Source organism: Ileibacterium valens (genome assembly GCF_001945525.1).
Taxonomy (GTDB): Bacteria; Bacillota_I; Bacilli_A; order Erysipelotrichales; family Erysipelotrichaceae; genus Ileibacterium; species Ileibacterium valens.
In genome coordinates, this window is record NZ_MPJW01000152.1 from 1 (window position 1) to 14,211 (window position 14,211).

Sequence of the window (14,211 nt, forward strand, 5' to 3'; positions counted from 1 at the left end):
ACGGATCGTTCGGTCGCTGTCAGTGATTTCAATCACCGGCTTTGGACTCTCGTCTGATCCTTCCAAATCCAGGAAGACCGTCCTGTCAATTTCTACGAATTCAAGAGCCGCTGAAGCAGGCGATACGACGGCAGCTTTTCTGCGCCAGTACTGGAAGGTGGATAAAGCCAGGCCGTTTTGGACGCAGAAGCCAGCCTGAGTCAGACCTGACACCTGGTATTGATCAACCAGGTTCATCCACTGTTCCTGATTCAGTTCACGGGATTTGGAAAACAGATAATTATGCATAAAATCCTCCAGTTCTAGTCGAATACAGAATATCGACTGGAACCGGAGGATCTAAGCCCATGCAAATTTCAAAAGGTTACAGTGAAGGCAATTTCAAAAGCAATGAGCTTACTTGAATGTGTGCTGTTTCATCAGATTCGTTTCAGAGATCACCGAATGGTCAATCACTTGGTTGGCGGATATAATGGAGATATGGAAATCGTATTGAATGATCTGACACAAACCAATCCTTATCCGGATTGCCTTGAGGATTTTGAAAAAATATTTGCGAATGCATGTAAAGAAACAGGCCGAAATACTGATCTGGTCTGTTCAGTCATCTTTACAACCCCAGAACAGATTCATGAGATCAATCGAACCTACCGTAAGATTGATCGCTCGACGGATGTTATCTCATTTGCATTGCAGGATGATCCTTCAAATATTCTGATTGAAGAAGAAGAACAGGAGCTCGGAGATATCTTTATTAACATCCAGGCAGTCAGGGATCAGGCCGAAGAATATGGGCACTCACAAAGGCGCGAACTTGATTTTCTCTTTTGTCATGGTCTGCTGCATTTAATGGGATATGACCATATGGAACCCGAAGATGAAAAAGAGATGTTTCATCTGCAGGATGTGATCCTGGATGAAGTGGTTACTCGATAGGTTTCGATATGCGTTTGCTGGAGTTCGCTATGGAATCGTCCGCGACCGAAGCATTCGCTTTCAGTTTATTCTGGCCATCATGGCAGTTCTTGCTGGAATCATTCTGAACATTCATCTTAATGAATGGTTATGGATTATTCTGTCGATCACGCTGGTTTTAATGGCAGAAATCTTTAATTCGTGCATAGAAAAAGTTGTTGACTACATCTCTACCGAAAGAACTGAACAGGCAAAACTGATCAAGGATATGGCCGCTGGAGCCGTCTTTCTGGTCAGCTGTTTTGCCTTTTTAATGGCTTGCCTGATTTATATCCCCCGACTCATTCTCTTTATTCAAAACCTTTAGCAAGATTTCTTGTTGAATAAAAGGAATAACATGAACATGAAATCAATCTGGTAATTTTCTGAAATAAAGCAGTGAATTCAGCAGCCATCGAAAAGAACAAGCTGCAGAAGTTAAGAAGAATTGATGGCAGCCTGAAAGAAATCATTGAGTGTCTGAATGCTTTGAGGATTTAATCAGGAAAAGCAAGTCATCAGACAGGTAAGAAATCATTGGTCATTCAAACTTGGTGGCTGGTGAATAATCAAAGGAAGAAAAAATGGAAGATATAAAAACAAAAGAATTTAATGAAATCAGTGATGAGTTAAAAGAAGCAGAGGAAAACGAAGAAGAAGCTGTAGAACTTGAGGACGATTCGCAGATGATGATACATGATCTGCTTCATCAGGAAATTCCTGAAGACTATCAATCCGGCTTTATTGCGGTCGTTGGAAGGCCGAATGCGGGTAAATCGACCATGATGAATGCGATCCTGAATGAAAAAGTCGCCATCATGTCTGATAAACCCAATACAACCCGTAATAACATTGCAGGTATTCTGACTAAAGATGACGTACAATATGTTTTCATGGATACTCCTGGGATTCATAAGCCTCAGCAGCATTTAGGAAAAGTTCTGAATAAAAACGCCTACATCGCGATGGAAGATTCAGATGTGATCGCCTGGATTATCGACATCACTCAGGCTTTTGGACCTGGCGATGAATTTATTCTGAATAAAATCAAGACCTTGCATAAACCAGTGGTTCTTTTAGTCAACAAAATCGATAAGCTGCCAAGAGAAAAGGTATTAAAGAAGCTTTTATACTGGACCGATAAATACGACTTTAATGATGTCGTACCCATTTCGGCAAAAGATAAGGTCAATCTCGATGAGCTTCTGAAAGTATTCAGACAATATCTGCCAAAGCAGCCGCCTTTATATCCGGAAGAAATGAAGAGTGACCACAGCGTGAATTTTCAGCTGTGCGAGCTGGTCCGTGAAAAGATTCTGCAGAAAACCCATGATGAAATTCCGCATTCCATTGCGGTAATACTAGAACGCAAGGAAATTGAAAAAGGCCGGATGATCTTATCTTTCCTGATCATTGTTGACCGCGATTCTCAAAAAGGAATTCTGATTGGAAAACAGGGATCCATGATTCGGGACATTCGAATTGCATGCCAGTCTGAAATCCGTGAGAAAGTGGGCATGCCAGTCATTATTGAATTCTATGTTCGGGTTGAAAAGAACTGGCGAAATAAAGAAGTGAAAATCAAAGAATTTGGACTCGATGAACTCTCTGAATAATTCTCAGACGATTCAGGATTCAGGACAATTGTTTCTCCTTCAGAATGCTGAAGGAGTTCTTTTGTTTTTTGCGTATTGATCAAAGTTTATCTTCTGAATCGATCCGCAAATAAATCAGCCAGATTAGCAAAAATAGTCAGGAAAGGAGTTGAAAAGATGAATAAAGATCATAAGCAGCTGACCAGTCAAAACGAGCCTGAACTCAAGGAAGATGAAGTTTCGGGTTTGGTCTTAGGCTGCAGTGACTATAAAGAAGCAGATGGAATAATTCGACTTCTGACCAGAGAAGATCGACTGCTTTCTGTTTACGCCAGAGGAATTCAGAAAGAAAAGTCAAAAAACCGAAGGTTAGCTCTTCCTTTTTCCAAAGTGAGACTCTCATATCTGCCGCAATATTCAAATTCATTGCTTTATCTCTCCAGAGGCTCCTGTGAAGATTATGCCCATCATATCAATGATGACCTGATCAATCAGTCGATCTGTTTTGTTATCCGGGATCTGATCACAGAAGATACTCTGTATAAAGGTCTTTATCAGAATGTTTATCATCTGTGGCAGTCCTTTAACAAGAATCGAAAAAGAGAAGGTTATCTGTTTTCCTGTCTGATTGCTTCCAATCTGATAAAAACGATGGGAATTGAACCCAATTTTGATGGCTGCGTTATTTGCGGCAGAACCGATCATCTTGTATCCCTTTCAAGAGAAGAGGGAGGATTGATCTGCTCTGAATGCAAAAGAGATGATCTTTTATTGGTTCCGGTAATCAGACTTCGTAAGTTAAGGGCACTGTTTAAAGCCAGGCAGGAAAATGTTCCAGTCCTTCATCAGAATTTTGAATACGATCTGGCGGATTTTTTGTTTTTATGTTCGTGGATTGAATACCATAACGATCGATCCTATTCATCGATTCGTTTTCTTGAAACCATCCAGAGCATGGAACAAAAGAAAAATCGCAGGGACAAGAAGGACCAGAAGAACTAGAGAAAAACAGGAATTTTGTTTTTGCACCATGGATAAAGGAGTCAATCATGATAAAAAAACTGTCGCTGATCTGCACAATCAGTCTGACTATTACCAGCTTTATGGCCTGCAGTAATTCAGAATCTGAATCTTTAAAACCTGAGCAGGACTCTGCTGCGATCGAAAAGAATCAGACAGATAATCAGAATCAGGATAAAAATATGAAACAGGATCAAAAGAAAGTTTCTAAAGCTCTCCATGTCAAAGGCAGCCACCTGCTTGATGAAAACAATGAGCCGATTGTCCTGCAGGGCTCCAGCACATTTGGTTTGAATTACATGCCTGAAACAGTCAATGAGAACATGTTTGAATTTCTCAGGGAAGAGATGGATTCCGAAGTGATTCGATTAGCCATGTATACAGCTGGAGATAATGGATACTGCACAGGCGGCGACCAGAATGCCCTGAAATCCTTAATTCATAAAGGGGTGAAACTGGCTATGGTCACTGATCAGTATGCGGTTATTGACTGGCATATTCTTTCAGATGGGAATCCATTGACTTATGTTGAAGAATCAAAAAAGTTTTTTGATGAAATGTCAGCGGTCTATGCTGGAAATCCAGGTGTGATCTATGAGATCTGCAATGAACCCAATGGGAATATTACATGGCAGGACGTTAAGGAATATGCCGAGCAAGTTATACCAGTCATTCAGAAGAATGATCCGGATGCACTGATTCTGGTTGGAACTCCTCAATGGTCACAAAAGGAAACTGAAGCGGCAGCTGATCCACTGGATCTTCACGGAAATATTATGATTACCGTCCATTTTTATGCTGCAACGCATGGGCAGGATCTTTTAGATCAGATGAATCAGGCTTATGAGTTAGGCGTGCCGGTTTTTGTATCAGAATTTGGCATTTCAGAAGCCAGCGGAAATGGCAGGCTGGATTCGGATATGGCAGATCAGTGGTTTGAATCGATGAATAAAGATAAAATCAGCCGGATTGCCTGGGCTGTTTCAAATAAAGATGAATCCAGTGCCATGTTCAAACCGGATACGGATTTAACCGATCCGGATCTGGAGGATTTAAGTGAGTATGGAAAATGGCTCCATCAAACGTATGCAAAAGATGCGAGGTTAAAGGAATTTCAATCTTCCAAGGATCTCAAAGATGTAGATCATATGGATAAAAAAACTGGTGATGATAAGGACAATGGCATTGAAAGTGATGTTTTTTCAGATGAAGAAGAAGTCACTGATGAAAGTGAACTTGAAGTTTCGATTCATGAGAAAAAGTCCTGGGAAAAAGACGATAGAATTTATACTCAATACGAACTCGAGCTGAAAAATCCGACTTCAAAAACCGTTTCGGATTGGAAGGAAACCATTCGATTCAGTAAAAGCTTTACCATTGATCAGTCATGGAACGCCGTCTTCACGATAAATGACAATGAACTGATTATTAAACCAGTGGACTGGAATTCAAAAATTGAACCCAATCAGAAAATGGAAGATATAGGATTCATTCTTGCTTCCGATTCCAAACTGAACCTACGGTTAAGATAACATCAGTATTCAGTCGACCTGATCTGAATTGTTTTGTGACAATTGAATGCAGCAGATTCAGGGAAACAGAAATGAAAACAGACAAGCAGAAATGAAAAAAGCGCCGGCAGGCGCTTTTTGTTTGAAAATCCTGGTTTTACAACTCCCGTTTTCGCAAAAACAGGCCTTCAGAATCCGCTAAAGCCTTAATCAAATCACGGATCGGGTCCGGATTATAAACGGTGATATAGAGATCGCTTCCGGTAATCAAAAATACAGTATCTTTAGCCCGGATCTGAAGAATTCCATCATTCTTGACGGAGTTTTGAATCATTTTTATCAGCTTTTTTGGTTTAGGATTTTCAATTTCCTTTTTCTGGTCATCCACCTCAAGATCGCAATAGCAATAAAGCTTCAGAAAGAAATTTGTGTAGCGTTAAAAAATTTTTTTCTTCTGATGATTTCGCAGATAAGGTTCAACATCAGAATAATGTCCCTGATCCTTTTCAACCTGGAAAGGCAGAAAATCGATCAATTCGTATGAATCTTTGGGAAGCATCTCAGTTAGATTGTTTTTCATACATTTAGAGTAGTCTTTTCTCTTGCTGCCGACTATAAACGTGCTTCACATAATTTTATATGCAGATTGGTATCCGAATTTAGATCCTTATTGAAAGATTTTTTGGCGTCTTAACCAGGAATTGAATGACTCTGAATAAAGCAGATGAAACAAGATCATCATACTGACAAGCCCGACAATCATTCCGCCAGAGATATCACTCAGAAAGTGCTTGCCTAAAATCATTCGGGATAATCCAGTAGCCATCGTCCAGAACAGACACAAAGCAGTCAGTTGACAGCGATGCTTCCAGGCTTTTGAATTGTGAAGAATCACAATCAGCATGGCAAAAGACATCGAAGCGCTGCAGGTATGGCCGGAAACAAAAGAATAGAACAGATCCGGATCCTTTATCTTCAGGGCTTCAAGAGCTGGAGGTAATGGCGTTCTTGAGATCTGCCACCAGTTTTTAAAGGCGGAATAATCCGCTTTTCCAGCTGAGGGGTTCAGTTGTTCTAAGGCGATAAACCTGGGCCTTTGCCAGATGTGTTTGATCATGGAGACCAGAATCATTCCAATGCAGCTTGTCAGGACTATAAAGAAAGCAGCCTGAATTTTTTCGACTGGTGAAAATGACCGAAATGCCTTATGACAGATCATTGCCCCCAACAGACTTAAAAAAAAGGTGATCCAGACCATCGGTGCAAAATGAGAATGGTTCAGTTCAAATTGAGTAAGATCAATCGTCAAAATAACCGCAGACATTCCCAGGATTCTCCAGATATTTTTCCAGAGTACCATTCTGGTTGTTTGCGTATTCTTATGAGATTTTCCATAAAACCCATCGATCAGCAGCCAGACCGAAGTCAGTAAATTAATATAGACCGGCAAAGGGCCGATGTATCCAAACAGAATGGCCCATTGTGTCTTTGGATTAAACAGGGCTTCATCGATTGACCAGTCAAAGAAAGAACCAGCAATTAAGCCGCAAACAGGCATAATCAGACAAAACATCCATAAGGATAGCAGTCCTGCTTTTCGCTTATCCAGGCTGAGTCCTGATTTTTCATGATTCAGAATATTTTTATTCATAACCTTATTATATCCTGTAAGAAAAACTCTTTTGATTATGGCGAAGATCCACATTGAATCACATCAAATCAGAAACTTATTCGCAAAATAAGAATTAATGATGTTAAGCAACGATCTGATCCGTTTTAACAGAATACTTCGAGTAATGAAAACTTCAGAATTCACCATTTCACAAGATTTCATCCGGTATCCAAATTCATGATATTTCAGGTTTATTCAGGCATAATAAAAGGAAATAGCTCTGTCTTCACGTAAACCAGAAAGGCAGGACCATACGAAAATAAGGGGGTAAATTATGATTCTTGAAGGATGTTCTCTGCAGGGAAAGATGCATAAGGATTATGATGTCGCAAACCAGGATTATGTTTTATATGAGAAGGCCGGAAATGATGTGGTTGGTATTGTCTGTGATGGCGTATCACTTAAATCAGACCGCTCTTTTTCTGATTCAGAAATTGCCAGTCGATTTGTCGCCGCTTCAATAATGAAGACGTTAAAGGAAAAACTTCCAGAGTGCAGAAACGAGCATTCCATGCTGGTTTGTTTATATGATTCTCTTTCGATTGCCGATGAAGGTCTGAATCAAATGCTCAAGAAGAAGGGCATTTCTCTTTATGACTGCCAGACTACAACTCTGGCTTTCGTTTATCGAAAAGGCCGGATCTATGCCGCAATGGCTGGAGATGGCGGAATAATTTATCAGACCCGGGGTGGAGAATATGGTGTTTTGCAGACCAGAGTAAAAACCTCCAGCTGCGTCGATCCAATCTGTGATCGAGGCAGTTGGCGGTTTGGCAAGGCAGGCAGTGCCGGAAATCCAGTCTACCGTCTTTTAATCGCTACAGATGGCGTCTTTGATTCGATCTGCCGATGGGATCATGATGGAATGTCTCTGGATGCCTATGTACTCAAAAAAATGTTTGAAATCTCGAAAATGAAAAAGAACTCCAGAAAAGACGCATTCAAAACAATCATTGAATCTATCAGATCACATGATGATAAAAGTGCGATTTTAATGATCGATGGAAAAAGTGCCCCTGATCTGCATTCCTGATGAATAGTGCATACAGATCATTTCATAAAAAACGAGCTGCTGATTTACAGACTCAAACATTTAAAGCAATACGTGGCATGAATCAGCCAATAAGACAGTCCATTAGGATACATTTTCAGCAATTTTGAGTAGATGACGATCAAAAATATTGTAGATTCATTCTCAGATTTAAGAAAATGTCTCATTAGAACGGCAATCTGAAAACGGAATTTGCCGTTTTTTTATCGTTTAAAAATAGGAAACGGCGATTTCAGACATTCGAATGTCTTTGTCTGTTCGAATGACCGGTGGTTTTCAAATTATTTTTACAGGTGTATGATTACGTTTGACTCATTGCGAAAGAAAGAACCGCGGCGAATCGAATCCGTATGAAACAGACTCATTTGACTGATTTATGAAATGAAATAAATATATTTACATTTTCTATGGATTTATCGTCTGAATCGGTTTCGCAGTGTCCGAGAAGAGAGCGGGAAAGGAGTTTTAGCTCATGAGCAAGAAAAATTTTAATGAAGTTGTTGCCCATATGAGAAATAACGGTTTCGTTTATCAGGGTTCTGAAATCTATGGCGGGTTGGCTAATACATGGGATTTTGGTCCTCTGGGAATCGAACTGAAAAACAATATTAAAAATGCCTGGTGGAAACGGTTTATCCAGGAAGATCCGAATAACGTCGGAATTCAGTCAGCTATCCTGATGAATCCCAGAGTATGGGTGGCTTCAGGACATGTGGGCGGATTTTCAGATCCTTTGATGGACTGCAAGGACTGCAAGACCCGCTATCGTGCCGATACTCTGATTGAAGATGCAACAAACGGCACAATCAATCCTGCTGGAATGACAAATCATGAAATGGAACAGTTCATTGAGGAACATGATATTGTCTGCCCGAACTGCGGCAAGAAAAACTTCACTCCAATTCGTCAGTTTAACCTGATGTTCAAAACATTCCAGGGAGTTACAGAAGATTCCAAATCTGAAATTTATCTGCGTCCAGAAACCGCACAGGGAATCTTTGTCAACTTCAAAAATGTTCAGCGCTCCATGCGTAAGAAACTTCCTTTTGGAATTGGACAGATCGGTAAAAGTTTCAGAAATGAAATTACACCGGGTAACTTCATTTTCAGAACCCGTGAGTTTGAACAGATGGAACTTGAATTTTTCTGCAAACCGGGAACGGACCTTGAATGGTTTAAATACCTTGAAAACAAATGCGAAACTTTCCTTCATGACCTCGGACTTTCAGAAGAAAACCTGCGTCTGAGAGCTCATGATCCTGAAGAACTGTCTCACTATTCCAATGCGACGACTGATATCGAATATTTCTTCAGCGATCCAATCGGTTGGGGCGAACTGTGGGGAATTGCCGATCGTACCGATTTTGACCTGAGTGCTCATCAGAATACTTCAAAACAATCCCTTGAATATTTCGATCAGGAAGCCAATGAAAAATACATCCCATATGTTATCGAGCCTTCTGTCGGGGTTGAACGTCTGATTCTTGCCGTGATGTCAGAAGCCCTTGATGAAGAACAGATCGGTGAAAATGATTCTCGTACCGTATTGCGTCTTCATCCATATCTTGCTCCATACAAAGCAGCTGTTCTGCCTCTGAGCAAAAAACTTTCAGATTCGGCGATGGATCTTTACGCAGATCTCGCAAAGAAGTTCTCTGTTACTTTTGATGATGCTCAATCCATTGGTAAACGCTACCGCAGACAGGATTCCATCGGAACTCCATTCTGCGTAACAGTTGACTTTGAAACCGCAAATGATGGCTGTGTGACTATTCGTCACCGCGATTCGATGGAACAGGTTCGCGTACCAATTGATGGAGTCGCTGAATACATCGAAAGCCGGGTATCTTTCAGCTAAGTTTGATTTTAAGAACTAATTTTATAAATTATTACAATTATCATAAATCCCACAGTATTGACCGCAAAGCTTATTTCTAAATTAAAAGTAAGCTTTGCGTATCTTTGTTATTAAGCCAATTTGTATTTAGACGCGAATCATTTCTGAAGAGTGAAGAAGGTGAAATTATGGTAATGATTCCTCAACTGGATATTGATGCCATTCGTTCACAGGCTGATATTGTCGATGTGATTTCGAGCTATCTTCCAGTTGAAAAAAAAGGAAAAGATTATCGCTGCATCTGCCCGTTTCATGATGATCATGATCCAAGTATGAGGATTTCTGTGGATAAGCAGATCTATAAATGCTTTGCCTGCGGTGCTGGCGGCAACCTTTTTACATTTGTTCAGAAGATGGAGAAGATCTCGTTTCCTGAAAGCGTAATCCAGGTTGCAAAGATGATCGGTTATCCACTATACGTGGATCAAAACCAGTTTGTTCCCAAAGCATCACCTTTTGATCCTCTCTATAAAGTTCTGAAAACCTATTTTGACTATACGATCTATGAATTAGGATCTCAGGAAGGTCAGGCGGCTATGCAGTATCTGAAAAGCCGGAAGTTTACGCCTGAGCTGATTGAAAAATTTCAAATTGGTTATGCACCCTCATCAAGGATGCAGGCGCAATACATGACCTTAAAAAAATTGCCAGTCAATGCTCTTCGTGATGCAGGCCTGATTCGACCTGGAAATGATTATGGCAGCCAATCAGAACTTATTCCCTTTTTCTATAATCGAATAACGATACCGATTCATGATGACAGAGGCAATCCGATAGGGATTACGGCCAGGTGTCTGCCCAGTGATCAGGGTTCTGATGTGCCAAAATATATCAATACGACCCAGACTCCAATCTATAACAAAGGCAATCTGCTTTTTAACTATCATCGAGCAAGGGAAGCTGCCCGTAAAAACCACAGGCTGGTGATTGTCGAAGGAGCCATGGACGTGATTGGCTTAGCCAAGGCTGGGATTGACGAAGGAGTAGCGGCATTGGGAACGGCTTTTACCCATGAGCAGATGCAGCTGATTCGCAGACTCAATGTTCCGGTGACTGTCTTTTATGACAGCGATCCGGCCGGACAGAAGGCAGCCTGGAAATTTGGAAATGCGGCTTTGGAAGCCGGGATTTCCTTTACCATTGTTCATCAAAGCTCAGGCAAGGACCCGGATGAGCTGTTTATTTCCTACGGTGCCAAGGCGGTTCATAAAGCGATAGAAAAGACAATCCCTTTTGTCGAATTTGCGATGAACTATCTCCAGAGTGAATATCGCCTGGAAAATTACGAAGACAAGAAAAAATATGCCGAAATCATTGCTGAACTCATCCAGAAGACAATGAATATTCATGAAGCACCAGCCTATTATCAAAAACTGTTTGATCTGACTGGTTTTGACTTCACCAATACTCAGGATGCTCAAAAGCAGCGGCGTGATTTTTTGCGCTTTAATGGCCGCGGCAAAAAGAATACAAAGCAGAGAATTGTCTTGCCTGAAGTTCCAGCTGTTGAAAATGGTCGCTTTAAAGCGGAGAAAGCAGCTCTTTGCTGCATGCTGGCTTCCGAGCAGTTTGCACAGACATTCCGGGATGAAATTGGCTATTTTTCAGATGAAAGAGCACAGACTCTTTCGCTCTATATTTATCGAATGTACAGGGAAGATCAGCCATCCCCTGATCATCTGATGGCTGAAATAGAAGAAGATGAAGTTCGAAATCTGCTGGTTGATCTGATTGCAGAAGATCCAGTCATTTCAGAAGAATATTTTCATGACTGCCTGCTGAAAATTCAGGAGGCAATGATTACCGATCAGATTGAACAGCTCAACCATGAAATTCAATCTCATCCGGATGAAAAACACCGGATGGAGATGGTCATGAAAAAGCAGGAGCTGATCATCAGAAAACTCGAACTGAGAACAAAGAAGGAGTCCCAAGAATGGAAGCTGTAAGCCAGACAAAGCAGAAGTTTGAATCATTGGACGAACTGCGCGCTTTTCTTCTGAAAACGAAAGATCTCTCAGAGATTTATTCACAAAAAGATATTATTGATGCAATCGCCCATTTAAATGTGACTGAAGAAGAAACAGAAGAACTTCTTGCCTGGATGGAAGAAAATATGATTTCCCTCGATTCCGACGAAGAGGATGAAGAAGAACAGGACCTTGTACAAAGTGAAGAGGAAGAGTTTGATGAAGTCTCTGCGGAAATTTCACAGCTCGAACAAGCATTTGCCCAGGCCTCTCAGACTCGTATCAATGATCCTGTCAAAATGTACTTAAAGGAAATCGGTCAGATCCCATTATTAAAGGCCGATGAAGAAAAAGAAATTGCTAAGCGTATTACTGAAGGGGATCTTGAAGCCAAGGAGATTCTGATTTCAAGCAACCTACGCCTTGTGGTTTCAATCGCAAAAAAATATGTAGGACGGGGAATGCACCTGCTTGATCTGATTCAGGAAGGAAACTGTGGTCTGATTAAGGCGGTTGAAAAATTTGACTATACCAAGGGATTTAAGTTTTCAACCTATGCCACATGGTGGATCCGTCAGGCAATTACCCGCGCCATCGCTGATCAGGCCAGAACGATCCGAATTCCGGTTCATATGGTTGAGACGATCAATAAGCTCACGCGAATTCAACGCCAGCTGATTCAGGATCTTGGGCGTGATCCGATCCCGGAAGAAATTGCGGAAAAACTCGAAGGCATCAATGCCGACAAAGTACGTGATATTCAAAAAATTGCGCTGGATCCTGTCAGTCTGGAAACTCCGATTGGAGAAGAGGATGATTCTCACTTAGGTGATTTTATCGAAGATAAGGATACTCTTTCTCCAGATGATTATACGAATAATCAACTTCTTAAAGAGGAGCTGAATCTGGTTCTTGAATCTTTGACCAGCAGAGAAGAGCAGGTGCTGCGCCTTCGCTTTGGGCTTAACGATGGCAAAACGAGAACTCTTGAAGAGGTTGGCCGTGAGTTTAATGTAACAAGAGAAAGGATTCGTCAGATCGAAGCCAAAGCCATCCGTAAATTGAAGCATCCAAATCGCTCAAAACGCTTGCGCGATTTTGTCAAATCCTGATGAAACTGTCTAAACGGCTTTCAAGGATCCTGGATTGGATCGATTGTGAAGTTCTGGCCGATATTGGATGCGATCATGGCTACCTGTGTGCTAAAGCCATTCAAACCGGGCGAGCCAAAAAGGCTTATGCCTGTGATGTGGCTGATGGACCTTTAAAGCAGGCAAAAAGAACCTGTGAAACCGAGAACCTGCAAAAGCTGATGATTATTCGAAAACAGGATGGTCTGCAGGATTTGCCTCAGGATGTGGATATGGTTGTGATCGCCGGAATGGGTGGAGCCCTAATTGAACAATTCTTAGCTGATTGGATTAAGGATCCTAATTTCAAGGACAAAACAAAAGTTTGTTTTTTGTTGTCGGCTCATAAGGATGTATCCCATTTACGGAAATTTCTGAGTGATCATCATTTCTACATCGAAAAAGAAACGGTAGTCAAGGATGGCCATTATTATCCATTATTAAAGGTTTCCTATAAACCATCTCTGCCAATTCAAAACCTGCTTCCTGAAGAAATCCAATTTGGATTTAATCTTCCGGATATTCAGGAAGTCAATGATTATCTCAGACATGAACAGATGAAGTGGCTGAATATTCTTCATTCGCTTCCTGAAGATAAGCAGGCAGAGGCAAAGCAGATTATCAATCTTTCTTTGAAACTCTTAGACCAAAGAAAAGAACTTCAATCAAAATCAAATGCATAAGCTCCAAGATTTGATGTTTTGTGTTTGATATTTAAAAATAAAATCGTCTTATTCTGACGTTCTAAGGTCTATCCCTAATACAGAGGATGGGCCTTTTTGGTTTGAAGAAAGTTCTCTGGTTTTATACTTCAAATATTCATATTAAATTTTCGACTACAAACTCAATCATTAGACTTGAACTGACTCTTGTTTTGAATTAAAGTAACAAAGCTGTTTGAAGAAAATGGTAACCTAAAATATCCAAACTCCTTTATCTAAGGGCAAAAGTCCTTGTTTGTGAAAAAATTAAAAATAATTCACAAAAAGGGTTGACCGATGACTGTTGGAGTGGTATTCTTAATGAGCCTTGTGAGAGACGGCTTGTTTCTCACAAGTGAAGTCTTCTTCTGCTTGTGAAATTCAAAAAGAAATTCACAAAAAAGTCTTGACTTTGGTCAGGACAGGGAGTAAGATAAACAAGCTTGTGAAAGATAAATAAATCTTCACAAATAACTCGTTCTTTGAAAACTTTACAGACAGTATGTACAAGTACCAATTGGTACAGGTTAAACAAACAAACCAAGTACAAGTCAATTCAACCTGAACAATCAAAAAATAAAATAAAACGCAAAAGCGTTGAGTCAAATCAAATGGAGAGTTTGATCCTGGCTCAGGATGAACGCTGGCGGCATGCCTAATACATGCAAGTCGAACGGTATCTTTGGATACAGTGGCGAACGGGTGAGTAA

The 14,211-nt window shown here is 40.7% G+C and carries 13 protein-coding genes and 1 rRNA gene; 11 read left to right on the forward strand and 3 right to left on the reverse strand.

Annotation, left to right across the window (positions count from 1 at the left end; genetic code table 11):
• A partial coding sequence (tnpA, locus tag BO222_RS07885) for an IS66 family insertion sequence element accessory protein TnpA (RefSeq protein ID WP_198931970.1) occupies nt 1-288 on the reverse strand: 288 nt, incomplete at its 3' end.
• 81 nt (nt 289-369) lie between these two features.
• On the opposite strand from tnpA, the gene ybeY reads away from it, so the two are divergent.
• From ybeY to BO222_RS07910, 5 genes are all read left to right on the forward strand, one after another.
• Complete coding sequence (ybeY, locus tag BO222_RS07890) at nt 370-936, forward strand: rRNA maturation RNase YbeY (protein ID WP_233131230.1); 567 nt, start codon at nt 370-372, stop codon at nt 934-936.
• Entirely contained in the window at nt 917-1,282 is a 366-nt protein-coding gene (locus BO222_RS07895; protein WP_075819943.1) for a diacylglycerol kinase family protein, read from the forward strand. The genes ybeY and BO222_RS07895 overlap by 20 nt, the downstream gene beginning before the upstream one ends.
• Nucleotides 1,283-1,538: 256 nt before the next feature.
• Nucleotides 1,539-2,570, forward strand: coding sequence for a GTPase Era (gene era, locus BO222_RS07900; protein WP_434059364.1), 1,032 nt, complete (start codon nt 1,539-1,541; stop codon nt 2,568-2,570).
• 156 nt (nt 2,571-2,726) lie between these two features.
• On the forward strand, nt 2,727-3,551 hold the full coding sequence (gene recO, locus BO222_RS07905; RefSeq protein ID WP_143356979.1) for a DNA repair protein RecO: 825 nt from the start codon (nt 2,727-2,729) through the stop codon (nt 3,549-3,551).
• Between the two features lie 47 nt (nt 3,552-3,598).
• Nucleotides 3,599-5,101 carry a cellulase family glycosylhydrolase gene (locus BO222_RS07910; protein WP_075819947.1) on the forward strand — a complete coding sequence of 501 codons (1,503 nt, stop codon included), beginning with the start codon at nt 3,599-3,601 and terminating at the stop codon, nt 5,099-5,101.
• 136 nt (nt 5,102-5,237) lie between these two features.
• Here BO222_RS07910 and BO222_RS13735 read toward each other — a convergent pair whose 3' ends face one another.
• The gene (locus BO222_RS13735; RefSeq protein WP_075819949.1) at nt 5,238-5,468 is read right to left on the reverse strand and encodes a hypothetical protein; all 231 of its coding nucleotides are present in this window, start codon (nt 5,466-5,468) and stop codon (nt 5,238-5,240) included.
• 279 nt (nt 5,469-5,747) lie between these two features.
• Nucleotides 5,748-6,731: a phosphatase PAP2 family protein gene (locus BO222_RS07920; RefSeq protein WP_075819951.1), complete on the reverse strand. Its 984-nt coding sequence runs from the start codon at nt 6,729-6,731 to the stop codon at nt 5,748-5,750.
• A 295-nt stretch (nt 6,732-7,026) separates the two neighbouring features.
• Between BO222_RS07920 and BO222_RS07925 the strand changes: the two genes are divergently transcribed.
• From BO222_RS07925 to BO222_RS07950, 6 genes are all read left to right on the forward strand, one after another.
• Nucleotides 7,027-7,785, forward strand: a complete 759-nt coding sequence (locus tag BO222_RS07925; protein WP_075819953.1) for a protein phosphatase 2C domain-containing protein — start codon at nt 7,027-7,029, stop codon at nt 7,783-7,785.
• Nucleotides 7,786-8,275: 490 nt separating this feature from the next.
• Nucleotides 8,276-9,661: a glycine--tRNA ligase gene (locus tag BO222_RS07930; protein ID WP_075819955.1), complete on the forward strand. Its 1,386-nt coding sequence runs from the start codon at nt 8,276-8,278 to the stop codon at nt 9,659-9,661.
• A gap of 167 nt (nt 9,662-9,828) precedes the next feature.
• Complete coding sequence (gene dnaG / locus BO222_RS07935) at nt 9,829-11,649, forward strand: DNA primase (RefSeq protein ID WP_075819957.1); 1,821 nt, start codon at nt 9,829-9,831, stop codon at nt 11,647-11,649.
• Nucleotides 11,637-12,782 (forward strand): RNA polymerase sigma factor RpoD, encoded by a 1,146-nt coding sequence (gene rpoD / locus BO222_RS07940; protein ID WP_075819959.1) that lies wholly within the window; start codon nt 11,637-11,639, stop codon nt 12,780-12,782. Before dnaG ends, rpoD begins: the two co-directional genes overlap by 13 nt.
• Nucleotides 12,782-13,483, forward strand: coding sequence for a tRNA (adenine(22)-N(1))-methyltransferase (locus BO222_RS07945; protein ID WP_075819961.1), 702 nt, complete (start codon nt 12,782-12,784; stop codon nt 13,481-13,483). The genes rpoD and BO222_RS07945 overlap by 1 nt, the downstream gene beginning before the upstream one ends.
• A 626-nt stretch (nt 13,484-14,109) precedes the next feature.
• Nucleotides 14,110-14,211, forward strand: a 16S ribosomal RNA gene (locus BO222_RS07950); the annotation flags it as partial.

Excerpts from the sequence above, each read along its gene's own strand:
- BO222_RS07920 (WP_075819951.1), bottom strand. The coding sequence starts at position 6,731 with ATGAATAAAAATATTCTGAATCATGAAAAATCAGGACTCAGCCTGGAT.
- era (WP_434059364.1), top strand. The coding sequence starts at position 1,539 with ATGGAAGATATAAAAACAAAAGAATTTAATGAAATCAGTGATGAGTTA.
- dnaG (WP_075819957.1), top strand. The coding sequence starts at position 9,829 with ATGGTAATGATTCCTCAACTGGATATTGATGCCATTCGTTCACAGGCT.
- BO222_RS07910 (WP_075819947.1), top strand. The coding sequence starts at position 3,599 with ATGATAAAAAAACTGTCGCTGATCTGCACAATCAGTCTGACTATTACC.
- rpoD (WP_075819959.1), top strand. The coding sequence starts at position 11,637 with ATGGAAGCTGTAAGCCAGACAAAGCAGAAGTTTGAATCATTGGACGAA.
- BO222_RS07925 (WP_075819953.1), top strand. The coding sequence starts at position 7,027 with ATGATTCTTGAAGGATGTTCTCTGCAGGGAAAGATGCATAAGGATTAT.
- BO222_RS07895 (WP_075819943.1), top strand. The coding sequence starts at position 917 with ATGAAGTGGTTACTCGATAGGTTTCGATATGCGTTTGCTGGAGTTCGC.
- BO222_RS07930 (WP_075819955.1), top strand. The coding sequence starts at position 8,276 with ATGAGCAAGAAAAATTTTAATGAAGTTGTTGCCCATATGAGAAATAAC.
- recO (WP_143356979.1), top strand. The coding sequence starts at position 2,727 with ATGAATAAAGATCATAAGCAGCTGACCAGTCAAAACGAGCCTGAACTC.
- BO222_RS07945 (WP_075819961.1), top strand. The coding sequence starts at position 12,782 with ATGAAACTGTCTAAACGGCTTTCAAGGATCCTGGATTGGATCGATTGT.